This is a genomic window from Actinoplanes missouriensis 431 (genome assembly GCF_000284295.1).
GTDB classification, from domain to species: domain Bacteria; phylum Actinomycetota; class Actinomycetes; order Mycobacteriales; family Micromonosporaceae; genus Actinoplanes; species Actinoplanes missouriensis.
Map to the genome: position 1 here is coordinate 3,625,135 of NC_017093.1, position 24,021 is coordinate 3,649,155.

Sequence of the window (24,021 nt, forward strand, 5' to 3'; positions counted from 1 at the left end):
GGGTTGTGTTGGTGGGGGAGCGGCGACGGTCCGCATCGGTGCCGTCGCCGCCTCCGTGCAGGGCACGGTCCCCGGGGGCAGGGGAGTGCCCTCATAGATCAAGACGTGTCGGGGCGCTGGAATGTTGCACGGGATCGTCAACTGATTGCGCCGACCTGCTTCACGTGGCGCAGCAGCGGGGCTGACTCGACGCGCTCCACGCCGTCGAGGGAGCCGATCTTCTCGGTCAGGTAGCGGTAGAACTCGGCCATGTCGCGGCACACCACTGTGGCGTTGAGGTTCGTCGGGCCGGTGGTGGCGGCCGCGAACACGATTTCCTCGTGTGATGCCAGCGCGGCGCCGGCCGCTGCGAGCCGGGACGGGGCCACCGACAGCCAGAGCATCACCCGGCCGCGGTAGCCGAGCGCGTCCGGGTCGATCTCGACGTCGCAGAAGAGGGCGCCGGCGTGGAGCAGATCGCGGAGCCGCCGGCGGACGGTCGACTCGGGCCAGCCGGTAGCGGCCGCCAGTTCGGTGTAGCCCATCCGGCCGTCGCGGGCCAGCGCGTCGATCAGCCGGTCGTCAGCGCTGGTCAGTCGCGCCGCGCCGGTCGGCGCGGTGGGGGCCGGCTGCCAGTCCGGGGTCAGGGCGGTGATCTGTTCGGCGGTCAAGGGCTGGTCCCGGCGGTCGGCTCCGGTGGCGCCGCCGGCGAACTGGTGGATCAGGCAGTGGGCCGTCACCGAGACCAGCCGGGGTGTGCGGGGCAGTTTTTCCAGGAGCAGCGACTCCCAGTCGGCGGCGGCCGGTACCCGTACGCTGCAGGAGATCTCGGTGCCGCCGCTCGTCAGACTGACCCAGACGGTGTCCCGGCGGCGCGCCAGCGCCTCGGCGATCTTGACCGCCGCGTCCGGGGCCGTGCGCAGCCGGATGGTCCACATCTCCTGGCCGAGCGTGAGCGGGTTCGGCAGGGCCACCACACGCAGGCCGGCCTCGGCGCGCAGCCTGCGGTAACGCCGCGCGACTGTCTGGTCGGAGACGCCGAGGACCGCGCCGATCTCCCGGTAGCCGGCTCTGCCGTTGATCCGCAGCGCGTAGATCACCTGGCGATCCAGGACGTCGATTTCCACTTCTCATTTCTACCTCGGTGTCGAGATCCGCCGGATGAACCGATGTGGTTCTTTCGGATCGTCGTTCGGCGGGGAGAGTGGTTCGCATGCGCAAATGGTCACCGCTCGTTGCCGTCTGTCTCGGCACGTTTCTCCTCCTCGTCGACGTCACCGTCGTCGTGGTCGCCCTGCCGGACATCGCCACCAGCCTCGGCGCCGGCACCGACGACCTTCAATGGGTCCTCGACGGGTACGCCCTGGCGCTCGCCGCGCTGCTGCTCGGCGCCGGGTCGCTCGCCGATCGGTACGGGCGCCGCCGCACGTACCTGATCGGGCTCGGCATCTTCGCCGCCTCGTCGGTGCTCTGTGCGCTCGCGCCGGACGCCACCACCCTGATCGGCGCACGGATTTTGCAGGGTGCGGGCGGCGCGGCCATGTTCGCGACGACGGCCGCCCTGCTCAACGTGACCTATCACGGCCGTGACCGGGGTGTCGCGTTCGGTGTGTGGGGAGCCGTCAACGGCGCTGCCGCGGCGGCCGGGCCGATCGCCGGCGGGCTGCTCACCGAGCATCTCGGCTGGCACTGGATCTTCCTGATCAACCTGCCGGTCTGTGCCGCCGCCGCGTGGTTCACGCTGCGGGGCGTCACCGAGTCGCGGGCGCCGTGGGGTGGGCGGTTCGACATTCCCGGCACGGTGACGTTCACGCTGGCGGCGGGGGCCATCACGTACGGGCTGATCTCGGCCTCGTCGTCGGGCTGGAGCGCCGGGGTGACGGTGGGGTCGTTCGTGCTCGGGTTCGCCGGGCTCGTGCTGTTCCTGCTGGCCGAGCGGCGGTCCGACCACCCGATGCTGGATCTGGGGCTGTTCCGGCGGGCGCCGTTCGCGTCGCTGATCGCGGCGGCGTTCCTCACCCAGGCGGCGGCGTTCTCGGTGATGCCGTACACGACCGTCTGGCTCCAGCAGTTCCTCGGGCACGGCCCGGTCGACGCCGGTCTGCTGGGTGCGCTGCCGATGAGCCTCGCGTCGCTGGTCGTCGGTGTGTTCGCGGGGCGGGGGCTGCAGCGGGTGCCCGCTCGGTGGACGGTCGGCGGCGGTCTGCTGCTGGTCGCGGCCGGGGACCTGCTGCAGATGCGGGTGTCGGCGTCCAGCGGTGGCGGGGTGCTGATCCCGGGGCTGATCCTTGTCGGACTCGGGATCGGGATGGTGCTGCCGACGCTGTCGTCCGCGGTGCTCGGTGAGGTGCCCCGGGAGCGCAGCGGGATGGCCGGTGGGGCGTTGAACGCGTTCCGGCAGCTGGGGTTCGCGTTCGGGGTCGCGGTGCTGGGGACCGTGGTGCAGGGGCGGACCGACTTCGCGGCCGGGCTGGACGCGGCGATGCTGGTGTCGGCGCTGCTGGCGGCGGCCGGGGGCCTGATCGTGCTGGTCTTCTGCCGGCACCGCACGCCGGTCGAGGCGGTCAGCGCGCCGGTGTAGCCGGTAGCCGGGCGGCCGCCGGCCCGCCGGCGCAGCGGGCGGCCGGTCGCCCGTCGGGACACGCGGCGGTCCGGTCAGCCGGTCAGCGGGTCAGGACCCGGGCCACTATCGCGCGGATCTCCTCGACCGGGACCGGGGTCGTCGCCAGGATCTTGTGCATCACCAGGCCCTCGATCAGCGCGTCCACCCCGCGGGCCGTCACCGGGTCGACGAAGCGTTCCAGCACCGACCGGCTGGTGCGCATCCAGGTCTCGGTGACGTCCCGCAGGGCCGGGTCACGCAGGGCCGCCAGGTAGAGCTCGTAGGCGAACGCCCAGTCGTCCTGGTCGGCGCCCGCGTCGCCGGAGATCAGCCGGGTGACCGCGTCGATCAGCTGCTCGTGCGTGGTCACCTCGTCGAAGTGGGCCGCGTAGGTCACCGACATCCGCTCGGCGTGCTTGCGGAACGCCTGGGCGCGCAGGTCGTCGAGCCCGGTGAAGTGGTAGGTGAGCGAGCCCAGCGGCACGTCGGCCTCGGCCGCGATCAGCCGGTGGGTGGTGCCGGCGACGCCGTGCCGGGCGATCACCCGGATCGCGGCGTCCACGATCCGGTCCTTGCGGTCCGGATCATGCCGCCGGGCCCGCCGATGCTGATCGTCAGACCGCCGCTGATCATCCGGGTGACGGGAGTCCGCGGGACCACGGGAGTCCGCGGGACCACGGGAGTCCGCGGGACCACGGGAGTCCGCGGGACCACGCAAGGGGGCAGAAGAGGAAGCAGGCTCGTCCTCCGGGCGACCGCTCTGACGCACGACGCCGTCGGCGCGCGTCGGGTTCACAGGTCGCGGATGACGCGCGCCGGCGAACCGACCGCGACCACGTTCGGCGGCAGGTCCTTCACGACCACCGACCCCGCGCCCACCACGGTGTTCTCGCCGATCGTCACGCCCGGGCAGACGATCACGCCGCCGCCGAGCCAGACGTTGTCGCCGATCACGATCGGCTCCGCCGACTCCCACTTGTCGCGGCGGGGGCCGGGGTCGAGCGGGTGGGTGGCCGTCAGCAGCTGGACGTTCGGCCCGATCTGCACGTCGTCGCCGATGGTCACCCGGGCGACGTCGAGGACGACGAGCCCGAAGTTCGCGAACGTCCGCGCGCCGACCGTCGTCTGGAAGCCGTAGTCGCAGTGGAACGGCGGCCGGATCTCGCTGCCCTCGCCGAACGCGCCGAGCAGCTCGGTCAGCAGCTCGCGGCGCCGGCCGTAGTCCGTCGGGTCGATCGTGTTGATCTGGTGGGCGAGGCGCAGCGCCCGGGCCGACGCCTCGGCGATGTCCGGATCATCCGCGATGTACAACTCACCGGCGAGCATCCGGGCGTGCATGCTCTTCTCGCTGACGGTCATGCGTACAAAAGTACGCTGAACTGCCATTTTTCGTGGTCCCCTGTGGCTCGTCCGGCCAGGCGGCGGCGGAATGCGTCCGGCAGGATGCGCCCTTGACCCACGTCACAGCGTCCGCGTAATGTGTCCGTAACTCTGAAACGTTTCACGCGCGAAGCACCCGGAGTCTCGGGAAAAACCCGGTGAGCAGCCACGATCACCACTCGCGAGCGTTGTGAAACCGGCCAGAGGGAACCCCGCCCCGGCCTGAAGGACCGTCATGACGAACCCCGTAGTCGCCGAGCTCATCGCCCGCTCGAACCGCCTCGGCGCGGATCCCCGCACGACCAACTACGCCGGCGGCAATACGTCCGCCAAGGGCGCCGACATCGACCCGGTCACCGGTCAGAACGTCGACCTGCTCTGGGTGAAGGGCTCCGGCGGCGACCTCGGCACGCTGACCGAAAGCGGTCTCGCCGTGCTGCGCCTCGACCGGCTCAAGGCCCTGCCGAACGTCTACCCCGGCCTCGATCGCGAGGACGAGATGGTCGCCGCGTTCGACTACTGCCTGCACGGGCGAGGTGGCGCCGCCCCCAGCATCGACACCGCGATGCACGGTCTCGTCGACGTCCCGCACGTCGACCACCTGCACCCGGACGCCGGCATCGCGATCGCGACGGCCGCCGACGGACCCGCGCTGACCAAGGAGATCTTCGGCGACCGGGTACTCTGGGTGGACTGGCGCCGCCCCGGCTTCCAGCTCGGCCTCGACATCGCCGCCGTGCAGAAGGCCAACCCGCAGGCGATCGGCGTGATCCTCGGCGGTCACGGCATCACGGCGTGGGGTGCCACGAGCGACGAGTGCGAGCGCAACTCCAACGAGATCATCCGGGCGGCCGCGGCCTATCTGGCCGAGCACGGCCGCAGCGCGCCCTTCGGCGCCACGATCCACCAGCCTCTGGAGCCGGGGGTACGGGCGGAGCGCGCCGCCGCCCTCTTCCCGGTGATCCGCGGTCTCGCCTCGACCGACCGCCCCCAGGTCGGCCACTACACCGACAGTGACGTGGTGCTCGACTTCGCCGGCAGCGAGCGGCTCGCCGAACTGGCCGCCCTCGGCACGTCCTGCCCGGACCACTTCCTGCGTACCAAGGTGAAGCCCCTGGTCGTGGACACCGCCCCGGACGCGCCCCTCGAGGAGGTCGTCGCCCGGCTGAAGGAGCTGCACGAGGCGTACCGGGAGGACTATCGGGCCTACTACGAGCGGCACGCCACGCCGGAGAGCCCGGCGATCCGCGGCGCCGACCCGGCGATCGTGCTGGTCCCGGGCGTCGGCATGTTCTCGTTCGGCGCCAACAAGCAGACCGCCCGGGTGGCCGGCGAGTTCTACGTCAACGCTATCAACGTGATGCGCGGCGCCGAGTCGGTCTCGCGGTACCAGCCGATCGACGAGTCGGAGAAGTTCCGCATCGAGTACTGGTCGCTCGAGGAGGCGAAGCTGCAGCGCATGCCGAAGCCGAAGCCGCTCGCGACCCGCATCGCGTTCGTGACCGGCGGCGGCTCGGGCATCGGCCGGGCCATCGCGCTGCGGCTCGCCGCCGAGGGCGCGGTCGTCATCGTCGCCGACCGGGACGGCGAGGCCGCCGAGAACGTGGCCCGCGAGATCGGTGGCACCGACGCTGCGGTGAGCGTGGTCGCCGACGTGACCGACGCGGCAGCCGTCGAAGCAGCGCTCAACCAGGGTGTCCTGGCGTTCGGCGGCGTCGACCTGGTGGTCAACAACGCCGGCCTGTCGATCTCCAAGCCGCTGCTGGAGACCACCGAGCAGGACTGGGACCTCCAGCACGACGTGATGGCGAAGGGCTCGTTCCTGGTCGCCAAGGCCGCAGCGAAGGTGCTCATCGCGCAGGGCATGGGCGGCGACATCGTCTACATCTCCAGCAAGAACTCGCTCTTCGCCGGCCCCAACAACGTCGCCTACGGCGCCGCCAAGGCCGATCAGGCCCATCAGGTACGCCTTCTCGCGGCGGAACTGGGCAGCCATGGCATCAAGGTCAACGGCATCAACCCCGACGGCGTGGTCCGCGGCTCGGGCATCTTCTCCAGCGGCTGGGGCGCTCAGCGGGCGGCCGTCTACGGCGTGCCGGAGGAGAAGCTCGGCGAGTTCTACGCGCAGCGCACCCTGCTCAAGCGTGAGGTGCTGCCGGAGCACGTGGCGAACGCGGTCTTCGTGCTGACGGCCGGCGAGCTGTCGCACACCACCGGCCTGCACGTTCCGGTTGACGCCGGTGTCGCGGCGGCCTTCCTGCGATGACGACAGCGGCATTCGCCGCGGTCGACCTCGGCGCGTCCAGCGGGCGCGTCGTGGTCGGCCGGCTCGGCGACGGAAAACTCGAACTGGAGGTCGTGCACCGGTTCCCGAACGAGCCGGTGCGGGTCGGCGGGACGCTGCACTGGGACATCCTGTCGCTGTACCGCGGGATGATCGAGGGCTTGCGCAAGGCCGGCCCGGTGACGAGCATCGGCATCGACTCGTGGGCCGTCGATTACGGCCTGATCGACGCGAGCGGGGCGCTGCTCGGCAACCCGGTGCACTATCGGGACGCGCGCACCGACGGGATCGCCGGGCGGATCGGCGACCTCTACCCGGTCAACGGGCTGCAGACGCTGCCGTTCAACACGGTGTACCAGCTGGTCGCGGCCCGTCCGACCCCGCAGTACCAGGCGGCGCGGAGCCTGCTGCTGGTGCCGGACCTGCTCGCCTACTGGCTGACCGGTCAGATCGGGGCGGAGTACACGAACGCGTCGACCACGGGACTGCTTGACGTCCGTACCCGGGAATGGTCGTCGTCCTTGATCTCGCAATTGGATCTGCGCGCCGATCTGCTGCCGCCGGTGCGGCACCCGGGCGAGGTGATCGGGTACCACGAGGGAACGCCGGTGGTGGCGGTCGGCTCGCACGACACCGCGTCCGCGATCGTCGGGGTGCCGGCCGAGGGGACCGATTTCGCCTACATCTCCTGCGGCACCTGGTCGCTGGTCGGGCTGGAGCTGGACGAGCCGGTGCTCAGCGACGCGTCGCGGGCGGCGAACTTCACCAACGAGGGCGGCGTCGACTCCACGATCCGGTACCTGCGGAACGTGATGGGGCTGTGGCCGTTGCAGGAGTGCCTGCGCGAGTGGGGCTCGCCGTCGCTGCCGGAGCTGCTGCGCGAGGCGGCCGACGAGCCCGCTCTCGCCTACGTCGTGGACCTGGACGACCCCGTCTTCATGCCACCCGGCGACATGGAGGGCCGGCTGCGCACGATGGCCGGTCTGCCGGCCGGCGCCGGGCGCGCGACGATCACCCGGTGCATCCTGGACAGCCTGGCGCTCGCGCAAAGGCGCGCGGTGCGCCAGGCCCAGGAACTCTCCGGACGTGACGTCAGCAAGGTGCACCTGGTCGGCGGGGGAGCGCTCAACGAGCTGCTCTGCCAGCTCACCGCGGACGCCTGCGGGCTGCCGGTGCTGGCCGGCCCGGTCGAGGCCACCGCGCTCGGCAACCTGCTCGTACAGGCTCGGGCGGCGGGCGTGGTCGAGGGGGGTCTTGATGCGATGCGGGCGCTGGTGCGCGAGACTCAACGCATCGTGCGTTACGAGCCGCGCGGCGACGAGGCAGCCTGGCAGGCAGCGGCCGCGCGGGCAGGGAGGTGACCGTGCGGATCGCGCTCTTCGCCACCTGCCTGGCCGACACCCTCTTCCCGGAGGCGGCCAAGGCGACCGTGCTGCTGCTGGAGCGGCTCGGTCACGAGGTGGTGTTCCCCTTCGAACAGACCTGCTGCGGGCAGATGCACGTCAACACGGGATACCAGAAAGAGGCGTTGCCGCTCGTGAAGCGGTATGTCCAGACATTCGACCCCTATGACGTCATCGTGGCGCCGTCGGGGTCGTGTGTGGGGTCGATCCGGCATCAGCACTCCATGGTCGCCGCCAAGTACGGCGACGCCGGCCTGGCCTCCCGGGCAACCTCGGTGGGCCAGCGCACCTACGAGTTGTCCGAGCTGCTCGTCGACGTGCTCGAGGTGGAGGACGTCGGGGCGTTCTACCCGCACCGGGTGACCTATCACCCGACCTGCCACAGCCTGCGGATGACCCGGGTCGGCGACAAGCCGCTGCGCCTGCTCCGGCAGGTGCGCGGCATCGACCTGGTCGAGCTGCCGGCCGCCGACCAGTGCTGCGGGTTCGGCGGCACGTTCGCGATCAAGAACGCCGAGACGTCGACCGCGATGCTCGCCGACAAGATGACCAACATCGTCTCGACCGGCGCGGACGTCTGCTCGGCCGGTGACGCGTCGTGCCTCATGCACATCGGCGGCGGCCTGTCCCGGCTGAAGACCGGCGTGCGCACGGTCCACCTGGCCGAGATCCTCGCCTCGACGGAGTCCTGAGATGACCACATTCCTGGGCATGCCGGCGACCGCGCCGCGCGGTGTCGGCAACCTCCGCGGCGACCAGACGTTCCCGCAGGCCGCGCACGAGGCCCTCGGTAACTCGCAGATGCGGCGCAACCTGCGGCACGCCACGACCACCATTCGCGGTAAATCCGGCAAAGTGATCGCGGAGTTGCCGGACTGGCAGTCGCTGCGGGACGCCGGATCGGCGATCAAAGCAGATGTGATGAGCCGGCTTCCCGCCCTCCTGGAAGAGCTGGAGGCCCGCGTCACCGAAGCCGGTGGCGTCGTGCACTGGGCCGCCGACGCCAACGAGGCCAACGCGATAGTCACCCGGCTGGTGCGCGAGACCGGCTCCGACCGCGTCATCAAGGTCAAGTCGATGGCGACCCAGGAGATCGGGCTCAACGAGGCCCTGGAGGACGCCGGCATCGCGCCGGTCGAGACCGACCTCGCCGAGCTGATCGTGCAACTCGGCCACGACAAGCCCAGCCACATCCTGGTACCCGCGATCCACCGCAACCGCTCGGAGATCCGGGAGATCTTCCTGCGCGAGATGCCCGGCGTGGACCCGGCGCTGACCGACGACCCGCCGGTGCTCGCGGCGGCGGCCCGCAAATACCTGCGCGAGACATTCCTGTCGACGAAGGTGGCGGTCAGCGGGGCGAACTTCGCGATCGCCGAGACCGGGACGCTCGCGGTGGTCGAGTCGGAGGGGAACGGCCGGATGTGCCTCACCCTGCCGGACACCCTGATCACCGTGATGGGCATCGAGAAGGTGCTGCCCACCTGGCAGGACCTCGAAGTGTTCCTGCAACTGCTGCCCCGGGCGTCGACCGGGGAGCGGATGAACCCGTACACCACGATGTGGACCGGGGTGACGCCCGGCGACGGGCCGCAGAACTTCCACCTGATCCTGCTGGACAACGGTCGTAGTGCGGTTCTCTCCGACACCGTCGGGCGCTCGGCGCTGCACTGCATCCGCTGCTCGGCCTGCCTCAACGTGTGCCCGGTCTACGAGCGGGCCGGCGGGCACTCCTACGGCTCGGTCTACCCCGGGCCGATCGGGGCGGTGCTCTCCCCGCAGCTCACCGGCGTCGCCGACAACGCGTCACTGCCGTTCGCGTCGTCGCTCTGCGGCGCCTGCTTCGACGCCTGCCCGGTGAAGATCGACATCCCGTCGCTGCTCGTGCACCTGCGCAACGAGGCGCCACACCCGCGGTCCGAACGCGCCGCGATGGCGGCGGCGGCCCGGATCATGGACAAACCACGGGTGTACGCGTCCGCGCAGCGCGCCGCCAAACTCGCCCGCATCGCCGGGCGTCGTGGACGGGGCCTGCCGCCGCCGCTGTCCGGCTGGACCGCCGGGCGAGACCTGCCGGAGTTCCCCAAGCAGACCTTCCGCGATTGGTGGGCGAAACGATGAGCGACTCCCGTGATCTGGTCCTCGGACGGGTCCGCGCTGCTCTGCGCGACGCCCCGGTGCCGCCGCCGGTGCCGCGCGAATACCGGCCCGCGGGGCGGGCGGCGTCGCTGGAGGTGCTGATCGATCGGCTCGTCGACTACAAGGCCGTCGTGCACCGGATCAGCGAGGAGGAGATCGCCTCCACCGTGACCGCGTTGGTGGCGTCGGCTGCCGCTGAACGGGCGGCTTCGGCTTCCGCTGGACGGGCGGTCTCGGCTTCTGCTGGACAGGCGGTCTCGGCGGGGGAGTCGGTGATCGTACCCGATGGGCTGCCGCAAGCATGGCGCCCCGCCGGCGCCGTTCCCGACGACGGGCTTGCGCCGGACCGGATAGCGGCGGCCGACGCCGTGCTCACCGCGGCGGCCGTGGCCGTGGCCGAGACCGGCACGATCGTGCTCGACGGCTCACCCGACCAGGGCCGGCGGATCATCACTCTCCTCCCGGACGTGCACATCTGCGTGCTCAGGCCGTCACAGGTGGTCGCGGCCGTGCCGGACGCGGTCGCCCGGCTCGACCCGCGAAGGCCGCTGACCTGGATCAGCGGACCGTCCGCGACGAGCGACATCGAGTTGAACCGGGTGGAGGGTGTGCACGGGCCCCGGCACCTGCACGTGCTGTTACTGACCGGGTGATTGGTCGGCAGGTGAGTGCTTCGCGACGAGTTGGGTGACGAGCGCGAGGCTCTCGTCGATCGCGGCGGTCAGCTCCTCGAGCGAGCCGTCCGGGCCGGCCTCGCGCTCCATCGCGTCCGTCTTGCGGGCGTCCTCACGGATCCGGTCGATGATCTGCTGGAAGTCGCGGCCCCAGTCGGTGCCGGGAACGATCGCCTCCTCGACGGCACGCAGGTGCGGCTCCACACGGGCGGCGAAAGTGTCCGGTTCAGTCACGGGTGAACCCTACCTCGCGGGGTGGTGGCGGAAGTGTGCGCTGGGGGCCGGCTGGTCGTGAGGGTCCTTGGGGGAGCGCCGGGGTCCGGCTGGTCCGGCTGGTGGTGAGTGCTGTTGCGGAGGGCCTGGGCAGCGCTGGGAGCCAGCTCGTCTTGGCCGGCTGGCTGCTGGTGCTGTGTGGTGTCCGGTTCGGGAGCGCTGAGCGCCAACCGGGGTCGCGGACGGCCGGGAGCAGTGCTGCGCCGCCTCATCGATCTTGTTGATTAGAGTGGCGGCCGTGACGGATCAGGTGAGGGCGGCGTGGGAGCGGATCGAGACGGGGCTGCGCCGGGTACTGCCGGACTCGATACCGCGCCTGGAGGAGCCCGCCGACGACGCCGCCATCGACATCGTTCAGGCGGAGCTCGGGCTGGCGCTGCCCGCCGACTTCCGGGCCAGCCTGCTGATCCACAACGGCACCAGCTGGGGGATGCCGCAACCGCTGCCGATGGACCAGCTGTACAGCGCCGAGGAGATCGTCGAGGCCACCCGGATGTGGCGTGACAACGCCGACGACGACTCCGACTTCCATGATCCGGGCAAGCTGGCCTACTACATCGACCACGGCATGCTGCGGGTGGACGGGCCGGTGCACCGGCTCATGGGTGGGGAGGGCCGGATCGTCGTCGCCACCATGAACGGTGACGTGTGGTGGCTGCTCGACCTGGACCCGGCGCCGGGCGGCACGCCGGGACAGGTGATCCGGGTCGACATCGAGTGCGCCGAGTGGGATGTGCTGGCGCCCTCCTGGACGGAGCTGCTGGTCCGGTACGCGCGGGACCTGGAACGGTTCCCGGAGTCGGAGCTGACGATCGAGCCGGACCTCGGGCCGGCCTGCGAGTGGGGGCAGGGCGGATCGGAGCGGCCCGCGTGGCTGGCCGGTGTGTCACCGGTGGACCCGTACCCCTGAGCCTGTCACGTCAGGTGGCGCCGCCACTGGAGCATCGCGGCGGTGGCGTCGTCGCGGAGCTCGCCCTCCTCGTACGAGACGATGGTTTGAATGAGGCGGCGCATCGTCTCCGGGGCCGGTGCCCCGGAACGGAGCGTGTCCAGCAGGAACTCACCGAGCCGTTCGACGCCGAAGAGCGCGCCCGAAGCGTCACGGGCCTCGGTGATGCCGTCGGTGTAGAGGACCAGCGCGTCGCCGGGCTCGAGTTGCACCTCGACCACCTGCGGGCGCCGGCGCAGCATGTGGCCGAGGCCGAGCGGCAGCATGTTCGGCGTGGGCAGTGACGGCAGGGCCCGGCCGTCGCGCAGGAACAGCTCGGCGGGGTGACCGGCGCTGATCCGCCGGTACCGCCCGGTGGACATCTCCAGCTCGGCGAGGAGCGCGGTGACGAAGAGGCCCGGGTACTGCGCGCGGATCCACTTGTCGATCGACCGGCAGGTGTCCGGCAGGGAGAGCCCGGAGCGGCGGGCGTTACGGTACGTGTTGAGCGTCAGCGTGGTGAGCGCGCTGGCGCTGATGCCGTGGCCGACCGTGTCGAAGAGCGCCACGTGCAGCACGTCACCGTTGGCCGCGTAGTCGAACGCGTCGCCGCCGACCTCGTAGCAGGGTTCGAGCACGGCCGCGACCATGGTGCCGTCGACGGAGAAGGTCAGCGGCGGCAGCTGGTTCCAGATGATCTCCGCGGCGAGCTGCATGGGCAGCCGCCGCCGGGTGTGCTCGACCGCGTCGCCGTAGAACCGGCGGCTCGCGATCAGCTCGGCGATCAGGGCGGCGATCACCTCCAGGTCGTGCCGGGCCGCCTCCGACGGGTACGCCTTGAGCCGGAACTCCAGTACGCCGAGGCGCTCCGAGCCGTGCAGCAGCGGCAACCAGAGCAGCCCGCCGTCGTCGTCCCACTGGTGCTCGGCGGTGGTGAACGCCCGCCCGGCCCGGGTGCCCTCGACGGCCCGCGCGACGGCGGCGTCCACACTGGTTCCGCGCAGCGGGTGCAGCGCCAGCTGCCCGTAGTCGACGAGCAGGACGACGGCGGTCTCCGCGTCGAGCAGGGGTGCGGCTTCAGCGAGCACCGCGGGCAGGTCCTCGGCCCGGCCGCGGTGCCGCAGATCCATGAGCCGGCGAACGGCTTCCATCGACGCGAGCATTGCACCCATCTTCCAACCACGGGGCCGATCACGCAGCACCGGGATGGCCGGTGTCGGGTTCCCGCCGCGTGACCCGGGTGACGGCGGTCGAAGCGGCGCGGGTGACGGCGGTCGAAGCCGCGCGGGTGACGGCGGTCGAGTGGCCCGGGTAACGGCGGTAACACGAACACCGTTCGCCGCGCACCGGCTTGTAGGCTTTCCCGGTGACGATCATCGGTGATTCCGGCCGGCAGATCGGCCCCCTGACCGACGCCGAGGCCGTGGAACTGCTCGGCGCCGACGGCGCCGACCTGGAGGATCTCTGTGCCCGGGCGGACGCCCTGCGGCGTGACCTCGTCGGCGACACCCTGACCTTCGTGGTGAACCGCAACCTCGACACCGAGCGCGTCGGCGCGGGCACCGACGAGTCCCGGGAGCGGGTGCGGGCGCTGGTGGCCGAGGCGGCCGGTCTCGGCGCGACCGAGATCTGCATGCAGGGCCCGTTGCCCGCCGGCGCGCCGCGGGACGGGTACCTCGACCTGATCCGCACGATCACCGGCGCCGCGCCCGGGATCCACCTGCACGCGTTCCGTCCCGCCGAGGTCGCCGACGCGGCGGCCCGGCTCGGCGTCACCCCGCGGGAGTTCCTGCGGCGTGCGCGGGACGCCGGGCTCGGCTCGGTGCCCGGGACGGGTGCGAAGATCCTGGACGACGACGTGCGTACCCGATGGGCCGGAGGTCCTGATCTTCCGGTCTCCGACTGGGTCGACCTGATCACCACCGCGCACGAGGTCGGGCTGACCTCCACCGCGACGATGGTTTTCGGACATGACGAGACGCCCGCCCAACAGGTCGCACACCTGCGGCTGCTCGCCGGCATCGCGGAGCGCACCGGCGGTTTCACCGAGTTCATCGCGATGCCGTTCACGCCACCGCCAGGCGCGGCGGCACCGGCTCACACCCGGCCCACGGTACGGGAGATGCGCGCCGTGATCGCCGTGGCCCGGATCATGCTGGCCGGCCGGATCAACCATCTCCAGGCGCCGTGGCCGAAGGTCGGCGCCCGTGACGCGATCACGCTGCTGCGCGGCGGGGCGGACGACCTCGGCGGGCTGCTGCTCGACGGCGAGCTCGACCCGTCCGCCGGGCAGGAGCAGGGGCTGTCGCTGACCCGCGCCGACGTCGACAAGATCGCCGCTGAGCTGGGGCGGCCGGCACGCCAGCGGACCACGCGATACGGCCTGGCATGACCGAAACGGTCGAGGTGGCGGATCCCGTCGAGGTGGACGTGGTCGTGGTCGGCGCGGGACTCGCCGGGATCGGCGCGGCCATCGAGCTCGCCGCCCGCGACGAGACGTTCGTGGTGCTGGAACGCGCCGCGGACGTCGGCGGGACGTGGCGGGACAACACGTACCCCGGGGTGGCCTGCGACGTGCCGTCCCACCTGTACGCCTTCGCCCACTCCCCGAATCCGGGCTGGTCACGGACGTTCGCGCCGGGCCACGAGATCCACACGTACCTGCGCGGGCTCGCCGCCCGGCCGGGGGTGGCGCCGCACCTGCGACTCGGTCACGAGGTGACAGCGGCGGTCTGGGACTCGTCCGCCGACCGCTGGGACGTCACCACGAACCGGGGGCGGTTCCGCAGCCGGGTGCTGGTGCTGGCGGCCGGGCGGCTCACCGAACCCCGGATCCCGGGCGTTCCCGGACTCGACGGCTTCGACGGGCCGGTCTTCCACTCCGCGCGCTGGGATCATGACGCGAAACTCGACGGGGCGCGCGTCGGCGTCGTCGGCACGGGCGCCTCGGCCGTCCAGATCGTCCCCGAACTGGCCGGCCGGGTGGAGCACCTGACCGTTTTCGCGCGCAGTAACCCGTACATCATCCCCCGCAACGACCAGGCACAGGCCGCCGCCGAGCCGGCGGAGATCTCCCGGGTACGCGAAGAGGTGTTCGCGGGCATGGAACAGGGCATCGCCGCCCGCCGCCGGGAGCGGGCCGCCCTGGACGAGCTGCGGTCCCGGGCGCTCGGGCACCTCGCCGCGCAGGTCCCGGACCCCGTGCTGCGCGCCCGGCTCACCCCGGACTACGAGGTCGGCTGCAAGCGGGTGCTGCTCTCCGACACGTTCTACCCCGCGATGAACCGCGCCGACGTCACGCTGGCCGGCGCGTTGCAGCGTCTCGACGGGCGCACCGCGATCGCCGCCGACGGCCGGTGCGCCGACCTCGACGTGCTCGTGCTCGCCACCGGCTTCCACGCGACCCGGCAGCCGTACGCGGAGCGGATCACCGGCCGTGGGGGAGTGCTGCTCGCCCGGGCGTGGGAGCGCGGCATGGTGTCGCACGCGTCGACGGTGGTGCACGGCTTCCCGAACATGTTCGTGCTGGACGGCCCGAACGCGGCCCTCGGCCACAACTCGGCCGTGCACGTCATCGAGAGCCAGCTCTCCTATCTGACCGGCGCCCTCGATCATCTGGCCGGGCACGGCGGTGTGCTGGAGGTGACGTCGCGGGCGCAGGACCAGTACACCCGGGACATCGACACGATGGCGGAGCGGACGGTGTGGCTGCGCGGCGGTTGCACCAGCTGGTACGTGGACGCGCGCAGCGGCCGGCTGACACTGCTGTGGCCGAGCACCGCCACCGCGTTCCGGGAACGGAACGGGCGTTTCGACCCGGCGCCGTTCGTTGCCGCCGATTCGTAGAGTCGGATCATGGCGATTCGTGCGGTGGTCTTCGATGTCGGAGGAGTGCTGGCGCTGGTCGAGCCGATGGACTTCGACAGGCGCTGGGAGGCGGAACTCGGCCTGGGCGCCGGGACGATCAGCAGGGTCATGGCGGACGTGTGGGACGCCGGGGCGATCGGCCGGGTGACCGAGGCCGAGGTGCACCGGGTCATGGGCGAGCGGCTGGGCCTCGACGACGCCCGGGTCGGCGCGATGATGGACGACATGTGGCGGCAGTACCTCGGCGTCGCCAACACCGAGCTGATCGAGTACGTCCGGGGGCTGCGGCCGGCGTACCGGACCGGGATCCTGAGCAACAGTTTCGTCGGGGCGCGCGAGCGGGAGGGGTTCGGCGACCTGGTGGACGAGCTGATCTACTCCCATGAGGTCGGGATGAACAAGCCGGATCCGGCGTTGTGGGAGCTGGCGTGCCGGCGGCTGGCGGTGGCGCCGGGCGAGATGGTCTTCGTGGACAACGCGCCGGGGCTGGTGGAGAGCGCGACCGGGTTCGGGATCCGGGGCGTGCTGTTCACGGACACCCGGCAGGTGATCGCCGACATCGAGGCCCTGCTGCGTCACGGGTGACGCGGTCCCTTTTTGGATCTTGGAAACGCGGATGCCGGCTGGCGCTCGGCGCGGACAAAACGGGCGCGCGACAGCACTGAGCACCAGCCGGGCGACACGAGCTGGCCACCAGTGCTGTCGGCAGCTCCGGGGACAGCACCACAAGCCGGCCCGGCCACCATGAGGGAGTCACGCTGCCATCGTGCCTGAACCGAGTCCCGGCCGTGTCGCCACGTCAGCCTCCGGGCGGTGGGGTGACGGGGGCTCCGGTCACCGCGGCGGCCTCCTGGAGGCAGATGTCGAGCAGCGGTGCGCCGTCGGTGTTGGTGAGGATCACGCCTGTCGAGCCGGTGTCCGGGTAGATGGTCCAGTTCGCGCCGACGCCCGGGCCTCCGCCGCCCCGGCCGATCATCCACTGGCCGTTGGTGATGCTGATCGGCATCGTGTAGGCGGCGAACGAGGTGGGGTCGGGGCCGGGGAGTTTGGCGCCGGCGAACAGGTCGGCGTACGGCCGGGACAGCAGCGTGCCGTCGTTCAGCGCCTCAGCGAACCGGATCAGGTCCGGCGCGGTGGCGAAGCCGTCCCCCGAGGCGTGGCCGATGAAGGCGCGACCCGGATTGCGGCCCGGGGTGTTCGGGTCGGAGCTGCCCCGGTCCAGGTGGCGGACCGCGTCGATCAGGCTGCGATCGGCCTGCCGCATGTACGGGTGGGCGATGTGCTCGTCGGTGAGCCACTGGTCGCGCGTGTAGTACGCCGAGCCGGTCATGCCCGAGCGCCGGAAGACGTGCTCGTGCACGTAGTCCCAGAATGTCCCGCCGGACACCGTCTCGACGATCTGCGCGGCGATCGCCAGGCCGGCCCCGCCGCCGGGCCGGTGGCCGTTGGAGCCGGCGCCGGGGACTCCCACGAGCGTGGCCTGCCGTACCCAATGATCGATGTTCCGGCGCACCTCGGACCGGCTGTGGAAGACGCGCTGCCAGTCCGGCATCGGCGCGTCCAGCCCGGACGTGCCGGTGAGCAGGTGGTGGAGGGTCACCACGTCGGCGATCTCCGGTGGGAAGCCTGTCAGGTGCGCGCTCACCGGGTCGGAGAGCGCCAGCTCGCCCCGCTGCGCCAGCTGCAGGACGGCCACCGCCAGGAACGGCTGGCTCGCCGAGGACAGGTTGAAGGCGGTGCCCTCGTGGTTGCGGATCCGCCGTTCCCGGTCGGCCATGCCGTAGGCACGGGACAGCACCGTGCGGCCCCGGTGCGCGAGCATCGCCACGCCCGAGAAGGCGCCCTCGGCGGCCAACCGTGCCAGATAGCGGTCGTAGGCCCCGCCGGGACGGGTGTCGCGGGGGAGAGAGGCGGCCCGGGCCGGGCCGGCGCCCGCACCGGCGCCCGCGAGTGGCGCGGCGACCGCGGCGAGCCCGCCCCAGGCGACGAGCCGGCGACGGGCGATACCGCGTACTGAATCGAAGGTCATGCCTTCATCGAAGGCGACGCGACGTTGCGGTGACGTATCCGGTTTTCGATACGCCGGCGATACGCTACTTCCCGGTGTCGCGGCGCATCTCCACGATCGCCCGAGTGCCGGCCGGCACGACGGTCTCCACCACCAGACCCGCCGCGGCGGCCAGGTCACCGAGCTGGGTGACGCCGCGCTCGCGGCCGTTGACGTAGCAGAGCATCCGCAGGTCGCCCTCGGTGCTCGGCTCGTCCGCGACGTCGTCCTCCATCACCAGCACCCGGCCCCGGCCGCCGGCGGCCTGCGCGCAGTTGCGCAGGATGCGGGTCGCGCCGGCGTCGTCCCAGTCGTGCAGGATGCCGGAGAGCAGGTATCCGCCGGCGCCGGGCGGGAGCTCGTCGAAGAAGCTGCCGGGCCGGGCGTCGGCGCGATCGTTCAGGCCGGCCGCGTCGATCGCGGCCCGGGCCCGCTCGGCGGGGCCGGGCAGATCGAGCACGGTGCCGCGCAGCCCGGGGTGCGCGGCGAGGATGGCGATCAGCAGGGTGCCGTCACCGCCGCCCACGTCGACGAGGTGCCCGAGCGTCCCCCACGGGTACCCGGTCGCGACGGCCGGCGCGTCGTCGCGCAGGCGGGAACCCATCAGGGCGTCGAACGAGGCGGCGCGGTCCGGGTCGGCGGCCACGTCCTCCCAGAACGGGCGGCCGTACCGGTGCGGGTAGGCGGCCTCGCCGGTGCGGACCGTGTGCAGCAGGTCGACGAAGGAGAGCTCGGCGCGGCCGATCGCGCCGGTCATGTCCAGCCAGGACCGGATGCCGCCCGGATGGTCGTCGCGCAGCTGCTCGCCGAGGTCGGTGAGCCCGTAGACACCGGGCTCGGGGCGGGTCAGCAGGCCGGCGGTGACCAGGTGGTCCAGGACGCGCCGGAGGGTGTCGGGGTGGGTTCCGGTCGCGGCGGCGAGGGACTCGGGCGTACCCGATCCGGCGGTGATGTGATCGCCGAGCCGCAGCGTCGCCGCCACCCGGACCGCCATCGGGGTGATGAGATCGGCGGCGGCCCACAGGCCGCCACCCCACGCGGTTTCCTCTGTCATTCCTCGGAGAATGGCACACGATCCGGGGTGCTAGGCGCAGCTGATGCAGTGGCGGGCGAACGGGCGGGCGGCCAGCCGGTCCGGCGCGATCGGGCGGCCGCAGCGTTCGCAGACGCCGTATGTCCCGGCGTCGACCCTGCGTAGCGCGTCGTCGACCTCGGCGATCCGCCGGCGGGCGGCGGCGAGCAGGGCGGTCAGCTGGGCCCGCTCGAAGCCGATCGTCGCGCCTTCCGGGTCGTGCTCGTCGTCGGCGTTGGAGTCGCGGGACGCCGCGAACAGGCTCTCCAGGTCGCGGGCCAGGGTCGCGGCCTCGGACTCGGCGCCCGCCCGCAGCAGCTCCAGCTCGTCGCGGACCATCCCCGCAGCCTAGGCCGACTCCTGCAGCGAGCGCACCATGCTCCGTAGCACCCGCAGGGCGGTCGCCCGGTCGGCCTCGGTCAGGCCGGCCAGCATCCGGACCTCCACCGACCGGACCGCGGCCGTCGCCTTCTCGAGGCTCCGCCGGCCGCGCGGGGTGAGCCGGGTGGGAAGCGCCTTGCCGACCGGGGCCTCCGCCGGCCGGGTCACGTAACCCTCCCGCTCCAGCGTCTGGAGCAGCACGTTCATCGATTGGCGGGTCACGAACGCGCCGCGGGCGAGCTCGGAGTTGGACAGGCCCGGGCGTTGCGCGAGCAGCTCGAGGCAGGAGTAGCGGGTCACGTTCATCCCGAGCGGCCGCAGCACCTCCTCCATGGCCACGCGCAGGGCGCTGGACGCCTCCTTGAGCAGGTAGCCCAGCGAGGTCTCCAGGTCGATGCCGGCACCGTCTTGACTCATGTCAGCATTCTGACATACCTTGGTGCGTGTCAGAATACTGACACGAAGAGAAGGAGTTCGTCATGCCCGTCACCGGTCCCGACTTCATTTCCCTGCAGGCGCGCGACATCGACGCTTCGCAGGCGTTCTACGAGCGTTACCTCGGGCTCGTCCGCTCACCGGCCGGTCCGCCGCACGCCGTCGTCTTCGACACGAAGCCCATCGCGTTCGCGCTCCGCACGGTCGTCCCCGGCACCGATCTCGACGCGGTCGCCCGGCCCGGCATCGGCGCCGCGATCTGGCTGCACGCCACGGACGTCCAGGACATCCACGACGCGCTCGCCGCCGACGGGCACACCATCGTCTCCGCGCCGATCGACGGCCCGTTCGGGCGGACGTTCACCTTCGCCGACCCGGACGGTTACCAGGTCACGCTCCACGACCGGGTGTGAGCGCGGCCCGTGTCACTCGGCGGCGGTGAGCAGGGCCTCCAGGGGCGCCAGCGGCACGACGTCCGCCGCCTTCGCCGCCATCGCCGGGTCGACCGTGACCAGCGCGTCCGCCTGCAGCCGGGTCACCGCGAGGTACTCCGCGTCGCGCAGGCTGCCCCACCCCCGGCTCCGGGCGATCTTCCACGCCGTGGCCCGGGACACCCGGTCGCCGAGGAGCCGCATCTTCAGCTCGGTGATCCGGTCGTGCGCCGCCAGCGACTCCCGCTCGGTGCGCGTGCCCCGGCGGACCTCGCACAGCAGCAGTTCCAGCGCCTCGGTGCGGATCATGTTGGGCGCGACCAGCTGGTGACCCGCCCCGACCGTGAGGGCGTTGTCGACGAGGTGCAGGAGCGTGGGCGCGTCGATCACGTAACGGGCCATCGCGTCAGGCCAACCCGCGGGGACTGACCAGGCCCGATTCGTACGCGGTGATCACCAGCTGGGCCCGGTCGCGGGCGCCGAGCTTGCTCAGCAGCCGTCCGATGTGGGTCTTCACGGTGCCCACGCCCAGGTACAGGTGCTCGGCGATCTCGGTGTTGGACAGTCCCTTGGCGATCAGCTCCAGCACCTCGCGCTCCCGGTCGGTGATCGCGTCCAGCCCCACCGGAGGACCCGCGGGTGACCCGCCGCCCGGGCCGGTGAAGGCGGCGATCAACCGGCGGGTCACCCGGGGCGCCAGCAGGGCCTCCCCGGCGGCGACCAGCCGGATGCCGTTCAGCAGCTCGGCCGCCGTGGCGTCCTTGACCAGGAACCCGCTGGCGCCCGCCCGCAGCGCCGCGTAGACGTACTCGTCCAGGTCGAACGTGGTCAGCATGAGCACCCGCACCGACTCCAGCTCCGCGCAGATCCGCCGGGTCGCCTCGATGCCGTCCATCTCCGGCATCCGGACGTCCATCAGCACCACGTCCGGCCGGTGCTCGCCGGCCAGGCGGACCGCCTCGGCGCCGGTGCCGGCCTCGCCGACCGTGGTGAAACCGGGCGACGCGTCGAGCAGCGCCCGGAAACTCTCCCGCATCAGGGCGTGGTCGTCGGCGAGCAGGACGGAGACGTCACTCATGCGGCCTCTTCGGTCGTGGCGTACGGGATCTCGGCCGCCACCCGGAAACCGCCCTCCGGCCGGGGTCCGGTGGACAGCCTGCCGCCGTACATGCTCACACGCTCGCGCATCCCGATCAGCCCCTGCCCGCCCGGCCGGCCCGGTGAACGGCGGCCCCGGCCGTCGTCGCAGACCTCGATCCGCACCCGGCCGCCGTCCACCCGCACGCAGACCCGGCACCGGGCCGCGTCCGCGTGCTTCATCACGTTGGTCAGCGACTCCTGCACGATCCGGTAGACCGTGACGTCGACCGCCACCGGCAGCTCGGCCGCGCTGTCGACGTCGAGCTCGATCCGCGGGCCGGCGGTCCCCAGGCCGGCGACCAGGTCGGGCAGCTGGGCGATGCCCGGCGACGGCGCCAGCTCGGCGGGGTCGTCGTCGGCGCGCAGCACGTCGAGCAGCCGCCGGATCTCGGTGAGCGCCGACCGGCTGGTCTTCTCGATGGTCAGCAGCGCGGCCCGGCTCTCGTCCGGCCGCTGCTCGGCGATGTGGTTCGCCACGGTGGCCTTCACCGCGATCAGGCTCAAACTGTGGCCGACGATGTCGTGCAGCTCGCGGGCGATCCGCAGCCGCTCCTCGGCGACCGCGTCGCGGGCCAGCCGCCCGGCCGCCTCGGCCTGCAGCGACCGCCGCCACCGGATCAGCCGCCCGGCGGTCCACGCCGCGAGCAGCAGGACCACGGTGACGGCCAGCTCGACCTGCCACCACAGCGCCACCTCGCTGGCGGCGGCGTCGGCCGAGGTGACGCCGGTGCGGGTGTAGAGCCACGGGATGGTGACGGCCGGCGCGGTCAGGGCGCCGGCCAGCGCGATCAGGGAGGTGACCCGTCCGGCGGCGGTGGCCGCCGTGTAGAGGGCGAGCACCACCGGGAACCAGGACACCGCGATGATGCCGAGACCGATCACGCCGGTCGCGGTCGCGACCGCGGCAGCCGTCGTCACCACGGCCAGCACCGGTAGCGGCCGGTGGCGGCGCACCGCGATCGGCAGCCCGGTCGCGGCGGCGGCCAGCCAGACGACTCCCACCGGTCCGGTGAACGCGGGGCCGGGCGGGTCGAGGGTGGCGTAGGCGGCGAGACAGGTCAGGAACGCAGCGGCAGCAGCGTCGAGCAACATCGATCCGCGGGGCCTTGTCACGGGGCCACCCTACCGAGCCGTCCGTCCCGGCGCGTCTGACCACGGTCATACCCCCGGGTTCCGACCACGGTCAGACGCGCCGGACCCGGTCCCGCCGACACGATGAGACACATGATCGAGCTGCGAGAGCTGACCAAACGGTACGGCCCGACACTGGCCGTCGACCGACTGTCCTTCGAGGTCCAGCCGGGTGTGGTGACCGGATTCCTCGGTCCCAACGGGGCCGGCAAGTCGACCACCATGCGGATGATGCTGGGCCTGCACCGCCCGACGTCGGGGGAGGCCCTGATCGGCGGACGGCCCTACGACCGGATCCGCCGTCCGCTGCACCACGTCGGCGCGGTGCTCGACGCCGACGCTGCCCATCCCGGGCGCACCGCGTTCACCCATCTCGCCTGCCTGGCCCGGAGCAACGGCATTGCGAGGGTACGGGTGACCGAGGCCCTCGACCGTGTCGGGCTCACCAGCGTGGCGCACAAGCGGGTCGGGGGGTTCTCGCTCGGCATGAAGCAGCGGCTCGGCATCGCCGGCGCCCTGCTCGGCGACCCGGCGGTGATCGTGCTGGACGAGCCGGTGAACGGCCTGGACGCGGCCGGCATCCGGTGGATCCGCTCCACGCTGCGCGCGCTCGCCGCCGAGGGCCGCACGGTGCTGCTCTCCAGCCACCTGATGAGCGAGATGGCGCTCACCGTCGACCGCGTCCTGATCATCGGCAAGGGCCGGCTGATCGAGGACACGTCGGTCGCCGAGATGCGGGCGAGGTTCGAGCGGGACGTGCTGGTGCGGACCCCGCGGACGGACGAACTCGTCCCGCTCCTGCGCGGGATGGGAGCCGCGGTCACCCGTACCGATGAAGGTGATCTTGTTGCGGTGGGTGTGGACGCCGCGGCCATCGGGGACGCCGCCGCGGCCGCCGCGATCCCGATCCACGGGCTGACGCCGCGCAGCGCGACGCTCGAGGACGTCTACCTGCAGATGACCGACGAGGCCGTGGAGTACCGGGCCGCCACCATGGAGAAGGAGCTCGTCTGATGACCGCCGTGCAGGTTCACTCCGGAACGTTCCGCGACGCCGTCGCCGCCGAGATCATGAAGGTCCGCACCCTGCGGTCCACCTGGGCCTTCCTGGCCGGTGGGGTGCTCGCCACGACGCTCGGCGCGATGATCCTGCTCCTCATGGTCCAGTCGTACGACGCGGACAGCCCGGCGGACCGGGCCAACTACGAGACGGCCGACCCGACCGTGGTGACCATGCCGTTCGTGATGTTCTTCGTCGGCGCGATCGGCGCGATGCTGATCACCAGCGAGTACACCACCCGCACGCTCGGGCCGTCCCTGCTGGCCGTGCCGCAGCGCGGGGTCCTGTTCGGCGCCAAGGCCGCGGTGGCGGGCCTGATCGGTTTCGGCGGCGGGGCGTTCTTCGCGCTGGCCGCCTTCGCCGTCGCCCGGCTCACGCTCGGCGACCGGCCGGCGCCCTTCAACCCGTGGCCGCAGTGGACGGACGCCGTCCCGACGGTCCTCTGCGCGACGGTCGTCGCCGGGGTCACCTGCCTGGTGGCGCTCGGCCTGGGCGCCCTGACCCGGTCGACCGCCGCCGCGCTCACCACGCTGGGCGGGCTGGTGCTGGTCGCGCCGATCTTCGCGCACTTCCTGCCGGTGGTCTGGCAGCTGCGCCTCGCCTCGGTCCTGCTGCCCAACCTCACCCCGCAGCTGGCCGGCAGCGACCACCCCTACCTGCTGTCCCAGGGCGGCGCGGTGGCGGTGACCGCCGGCTATCTGGTGCTGGCGCTGGGCGCGGGCGCCCTCGCCTTCCGCCGCCGCGACGCGGCATGACGTTAACCTCTGTGTAATTGCACGCGGTGCAACGATGCACT

The 24,021-nt window shown here is 72.1% G+C and carries 25 protein-coding genes; 13 read left to right on the forward strand and 12 right to left on the reverse strand.

Features of this window, described 5'->3' with window-relative positions:
- Positions 1–137: 137 nt before the first annotated feature.
- Positions 138–1,106, reverse strand: a complete 969-nt coding sequence (locus AMIS_RS16990) for an Lrp/AsnC family transcriptional regulator (RefSeq protein ID WP_014443572.1) — start codon at positions 1,104–1,106, stop codon at positions 138–140.
- 86 nt (positions 1,107–1,192) lie between these two features.
- Here AMIS_RS16990 and AMIS_RS16995 point away from each other — a divergent pair, with 86 nt between their 5' ends.
- Positions 1,193–2,560, forward strand: coding sequence for an MFS transporter (locus tag AMIS_RS16995; protein ID WP_014443573.1), 1,368 nt, complete (start codon positions 1,193–1,195; stop codon positions 2,558–2,560).
- Positions 2,561–2,642: 82 nt separating this feature from the next.
- On the opposite strand, the gene AMIS_RS17000 is transcribed toward AMIS_RS16995, so the two are convergent.
- Positions 2,643–3,143, reverse strand: a complete 501-nt coding sequence (locus AMIS_RS17000; RefSeq protein WP_014443574.1) for a TetR/AcrR family transcriptional regulator — start codon at positions 3,141–3,143, stop codon at positions 2,643–2,645.
- A 230-nt stretch (positions 3,144–3,373) separates the two neighbouring features.
- Complete coding sequence (locus tag AMIS_RS17005; protein WP_041829850.1) at positions 3,374–3,940, reverse strand: sugar O-acetyltransferase; 567 nt, start codon at positions 3,938–3,940, stop codon at positions 3,374–3,376.
- Between the two features lie 256 nt (positions 3,941–4,196).
- On the opposite strand from AMIS_RS17005, the gene AMIS_RS17010 reads away from it, so the two are divergent.
- From AMIS_RS17010 to AMIS_RS17030, 5 genes are read left to right on the forward strand one after another with little or no spacing between them, the layout of a single operon-like run.
- On the forward strand, positions 4,197–6,227 hold the full coding sequence (locus AMIS_RS17010) for a bifunctional rhamnulose-1-phosphate aldolase/short-chain dehydrogenase (protein ID WP_014443576.1): 2,031 nt from the start codon (positions 4,197–4,199) through the stop codon (positions 6,225–6,227).
- Complete coding sequence (locus AMIS_RS17015; RefSeq protein WP_014443577.1) at positions 6,224–7,606, forward strand: rhamnulokinase; 1,383 nt, start codon at positions 6,224–6,226, stop codon at positions 7,604–7,606. The genes AMIS_RS17010 and AMIS_RS17015 overlap by 4 nt, the downstream gene beginning before the upstream one ends.
- Positions 7,607–7,608: 2 nt before the next feature.
- Positions 7,609–8,340: a (Fe-S)-binding protein gene (locus AMIS_RS17020; protein ID WP_041830961.1), complete on the forward strand. Its 732-nt coding sequence runs from the start codon at positions 7,609–7,611 to the stop codon at positions 8,338–8,340.
- A 1-nt stretch (position 8,341) separates the two neighbouring features.
- Positions 8,342–9,769: a LutB/LldF family L-lactate oxidation iron-sulfur protein gene (locus AMIS_RS17025; RefSeq protein ID WP_014443579.1), complete on the forward strand. Its 1,428-nt coding sequence runs from the start codon at positions 8,342–8,344 to the stop codon at positions 9,767–9,769.
- A complete protein-coding gene (locus tag AMIS_RS17030) occupies positions 9,766–10,440 on the forward strand; it encodes a LutC/YkgG family protein (RefSeq protein WP_014443580.1) in 675 nt (224 codons plus the stop codon). The genes AMIS_RS17025 and AMIS_RS17030 overlap by 4 nt, the downstream gene beginning before the upstream one ends.
- Here the strand turns inward: AMIS_RS17030 and AMIS_RS17035 are convergent.
- Positions 10,426–10,695: a hypothetical protein gene (locus AMIS_RS17035; RefSeq protein ID WP_014443581.1), complete on the reverse strand. Its 270-nt coding sequence runs from the start codon at positions 10,693–10,695 to the stop codon at positions 10,426–10,428. The two genes, AMIS_RS17030 and AMIS_RS17035, sit on opposite strands and share 15 nt — an antisense overlap.
- 277 nt (positions 10,696–10,972) lie before the next feature.
- On the opposite strand from AMIS_RS17035, the gene AMIS_RS17040 reads away from it, so the two are divergent.
- The gene (locus tag AMIS_RS17040) at positions 10,973–11,644 is read left to right on the forward strand and encodes an SMI1/KNR4 family protein (protein WP_172666595.1); all 672 of its coding nucleotides are present in this window, start codon (positions 10,973–10,975) and stop codon (positions 11,642–11,644) included.
- Positions 11,645–11,649: 5 nt separating this feature from the next.
- On the opposite strand, the gene AMIS_RS17045 is transcribed toward AMIS_RS17040, so the two are convergent.
- A complete protein-coding gene (locus AMIS_RS17045) occupies positions 11,650–12,813 on the reverse strand; it encodes a PP2C family protein-serine/threonine phosphatase (protein ID WP_231859329.1) in 1,164 nt (387 codons plus the stop codon).
- A gap of 215 nt (positions 12,814–13,028) precedes the next feature.
- Between AMIS_RS17045 and AMIS_RS17050 the strand changes: the two genes are divergently transcribed.
- Genes AMIS_RS17050 through AMIS_RS17060 form a run of 3 tightly spaced genes read left to right on the forward strand, consistent with a single transcriptional unit; the run spans position 13,029 to position 16,114 of the window.
- Positions 13,029–14,054, forward strand: coding sequence for an FO synthase (locus tag AMIS_RS17050; protein WP_014443584.1), 1,026 nt, complete (start codon positions 13,029–13,031; stop codon positions 14,052–14,054).
- Entirely contained in the window at positions 14,051–15,508 is a 1,458-nt protein-coding gene (locus tag AMIS_RS17055; RefSeq protein ID WP_014443585.1) for a flavin-containing monooxygenase, read from the forward strand. Before AMIS_RS17050 ends, AMIS_RS17055 begins: the two co-directional genes overlap by 4 nt.
- A gap of 9 nt (positions 15,509–15,517) precedes the next feature.
- Positions 15,518–16,114, forward strand: a complete 597-nt coding sequence (locus AMIS_RS17060; protein WP_014443586.1) for an HAD family hydrolase — start codon at positions 15,518–15,520, stop codon at positions 16,112–16,114.
- Between the two features lie 214 nt (positions 16,115–16,328).
- Here AMIS_RS17060 and AMIS_RS17065 read toward each other — a convergent pair whose 3' ends face one another.
- The 4 genes from AMIS_RS17065 to AMIS_RS17080 all read right to left on the reverse strand — a co-directional run bounded on the left by AMIS_RS17065 (position 16,329) and on the right by AMIS_RS17080 (position 19,446).
- Positions 16,329–17,558 (reverse strand): serine hydrolase domain-containing protein, encoded by a 1,230-nt coding sequence (locus AMIS_RS17065; RefSeq protein ID WP_014443587.1) that lies wholly within the window; start codon positions 17,556–17,558, stop codon positions 16,329–16,331.
- Positions 17,559–17,622: 64 nt separating this feature from the next.
- Positions 17,623–18,630 carry a methyltransferase gene (locus tag AMIS_RS17070; RefSeq protein ID WP_014443588.1) on the reverse strand — a complete coding sequence of 336 codons (1,008 nt, stop codon included), beginning with the start codon at positions 18,628–18,630 and terminating at the stop codon, positions 17,623–17,625.
- A gap of 30 nt (positions 18,631–18,660) precedes the next feature.
- Positions 18,661–18,987: a TraR/DksA family transcriptional regulator gene (locus tag AMIS_RS17075; protein ID WP_014443589.1), complete on the reverse strand. Its 327-nt coding sequence runs from the start codon at positions 18,985–18,987 to the stop codon at positions 18,661–18,663.
- Positions 18,988–18,996: 9 nt separating this feature from the next.
- Entirely contained in the window at positions 18,997–19,446 is a 450-nt protein-coding gene (locus tag AMIS_RS17080) for a MarR family winged helix-turn-helix transcriptional regulator (RefSeq protein ID WP_014443590.1), read from the reverse strand.
- 62 nt (positions 19,447–19,508) lie between these two features.
- Here AMIS_RS17080 and AMIS_RS17085 point away from each other — a divergent pair, with 62 nt between their 5' ends.
- The gene (locus AMIS_RS17085) at positions 19,509–19,877 is read left to right on the forward strand and encodes a VOC family protein (RefSeq protein WP_014443591.1); all 369 of its coding nucleotides are present in this window, start codon (positions 19,509–19,511) and stop codon (positions 19,875–19,877) included.
- A gap of 12 nt (positions 19,878–19,889) precedes the next feature.
- Here AMIS_RS17085 and AMIS_RS17090 read toward each other — a convergent pair whose 3' ends face one another.
- The 3 genes from AMIS_RS17090 to AMIS_RS17100 are packed head-to-tail and all read right to left on the reverse strand — an operon-like array spanning position 19,890 to position 22,148.
- Positions 19,890–20,297, reverse strand: a complete 408-nt coding sequence (locus AMIS_RS17090) for a PIN domain-containing protein (RefSeq protein WP_014443592.1) — start codon at positions 20,295–20,297, stop codon at positions 19,890–19,892.
- A gap of 4 nt (positions 20,298–20,301) precedes the next feature.
- On the reverse strand, positions 20,302–20,973 hold the full coding sequence (locus AMIS_RS17095) for a response regulator (protein ID WP_014443593.1): 672 nt from the start codon (positions 20,971–20,973) through the stop codon (positions 20,302–20,304).
- Positions 20,970–22,148 carry a sensor histidine kinase gene (locus AMIS_RS17100; RefSeq protein ID WP_231859330.1) on the reverse strand — a complete coding sequence of 393 codons (1,179 nt, stop codon included), beginning with the start codon at positions 22,146–22,148 and terminating at the stop codon, positions 20,970–20,972. Before AMIS_RS17100 ends, AMIS_RS17095 begins: the two co-directional genes overlap by 4 nt.
- Positions 22,149–22,259: 111 nt before the next feature.
- On the opposite strand from AMIS_RS17100, the gene AMIS_RS17105 reads away from it, so the two are divergent.
- Both AMIS_RS17105 and AMIS_RS17110 read left to right on the forward strand, forming a co-directional pair.
- On the forward strand, positions 22,260–23,180 hold the full coding sequence (locus tag AMIS_RS17105) for an ABC transporter ATP-binding protein (RefSeq protein WP_041829853.1): 921 nt from the start codon (positions 22,260–22,262) through the stop codon (positions 23,178–23,180).
- The gene (locus tag AMIS_RS17110; protein WP_014443596.1) at positions 23,180–23,980 is read left to right on the forward strand and encodes an ABC transporter permease; all 801 of its coding nucleotides are present in this window, start codon (positions 23,180–23,182) and stop codon (positions 23,978–23,980) included. Before AMIS_RS17105 ends, AMIS_RS17110 begins: the two co-directional genes overlap by 1 nt.
- Positions 23,981–24,021 lie beyond the last annotated feature (41 nt).

Excerpts from the sequence above, each read along its gene's own strand:
- AMIS_RS17070 (WP_014443588.1), bottom strand. The coding sequence starts at position 18,630 with ATGACAGAGGAAACCGCGTGGGGTGGCGGCCTGTGGGCCGCCGCCGAT.
- AMIS_RS17010 (WP_014443576.1), top strand. The coding sequence starts at position 4,197 with ATGACGAACCCCGTAGTCGCCGAGCTCATCGCCCGCTCGAACCGCCTC.
- AMIS_RS17105 (WP_041829853.1), top strand. The coding sequence starts at position 22,260 with ATGATCGAGCTGCGAGAGCTGACCAAACGGTACGGCCCGACACTGGCC.
- AMIS_RS17075 (WP_014443589.1), bottom strand. The coding sequence starts at position 18,987 with ATGGTCCGCGACGAGCTGGAGCTGCTGCGGGCGGGCGCCGAGTCCGAG.
- AMIS_RS17045 (WP_231859329.1), bottom strand. The coding sequence starts at position 12,813 with ATGGAAGCCGTTCGCCGGCTCATGGATCTGCGGCACCGCGGCCGGGCC.
- AMIS_RS17055 (WP_014443585.1), top strand. The coding sequence starts at position 14,051 with ATGACCGAAACGGTCGAGGTGGCGGATCCCGTCGAGGTGGACGTGGTC.
- AMIS_RS17015 (WP_014443577.1), top strand. The coding sequence starts at position 6,224 with ATGACGACAGCGGCATTCGCCGCGGTCGACCTCGGCGCGTCCAGCGGG.
- AMIS_RS17025 (WP_014443579.1), top strand. The coding sequence starts at position 8,342 with ATGACCACATTCCTGGGCATGCCGGCGACCGCGCCGCGCGGTGTCGGC.
- AMIS_RS17005 (WP_041829850.1), bottom strand. The coding sequence starts at position 3,940 with ATGACCGTCAGCGAGAAGAGCATGCACGCCCGGATGCTCGCCGGTGAG.
- AMIS_RS16995 (WP_014443573.1), top strand. The coding sequence starts at position 1,193 with ATGCGCAAATGGTCACCGCTCGTTGCCGTCTGTCTCGGCACGTTTCTC.
- AMIS_RS17095 (WP_014443593.1), bottom strand. The coding sequence starts at position 20,973 with ATGAGTGACGTCTCCGTCCTGCTCGCCGACGACCACGCCCTGATGCGG.
- AMIS_RS17080 (WP_014443590.1), bottom strand. The coding sequence starts at position 19,446 with ATGAGTCAAGACGGTGCCGGCATCGACCTGGAGACCTCGCTGGGCTAC.
- AMIS_RS17065 (WP_014443587.1), bottom strand. The coding sequence starts at position 17,558 with ATGACCTTCGATTCAGTACGCGGTATCGCCCGTCGCCGGCTCGTCGCC.
- AMIS_RS17060 (WP_014443586.1), top strand. The coding sequence starts at position 15,518 with ATGGCGATTCGTGCGGTGGTCTTCGATGTCGGAGGAGTGCTGGCGCTG.
- AMIS_RS17085 (WP_014443591.1), top strand. The coding sequence starts at position 19,509 with ATGCCCGTCACCGGTCCCGACTTCATTTCCCTGCAGGCGCGCGACATC.
- AMIS_RS17110 (WP_014443596.1), top strand. The coding sequence starts at position 23,180 with ATGACCGCCGTGCAGGTTCACTCCGGAACGTTCCGCGACGCCGTCGCC.
- AMIS_RS17030 (WP_014443580.1), top strand. The coding sequence starts at position 9,766 with ATGAGCGACTCCCGTGATCTGGTCCTCGGACGGGTCCGCGCTGCTCTG.
- AMIS_RS17090 (WP_014443592.1), bottom strand. The coding sequence starts at position 20,297 with ATGGCCCGTTACGTGATCGACGCGCCCACGCTCCTGCACCTCGTCGAC.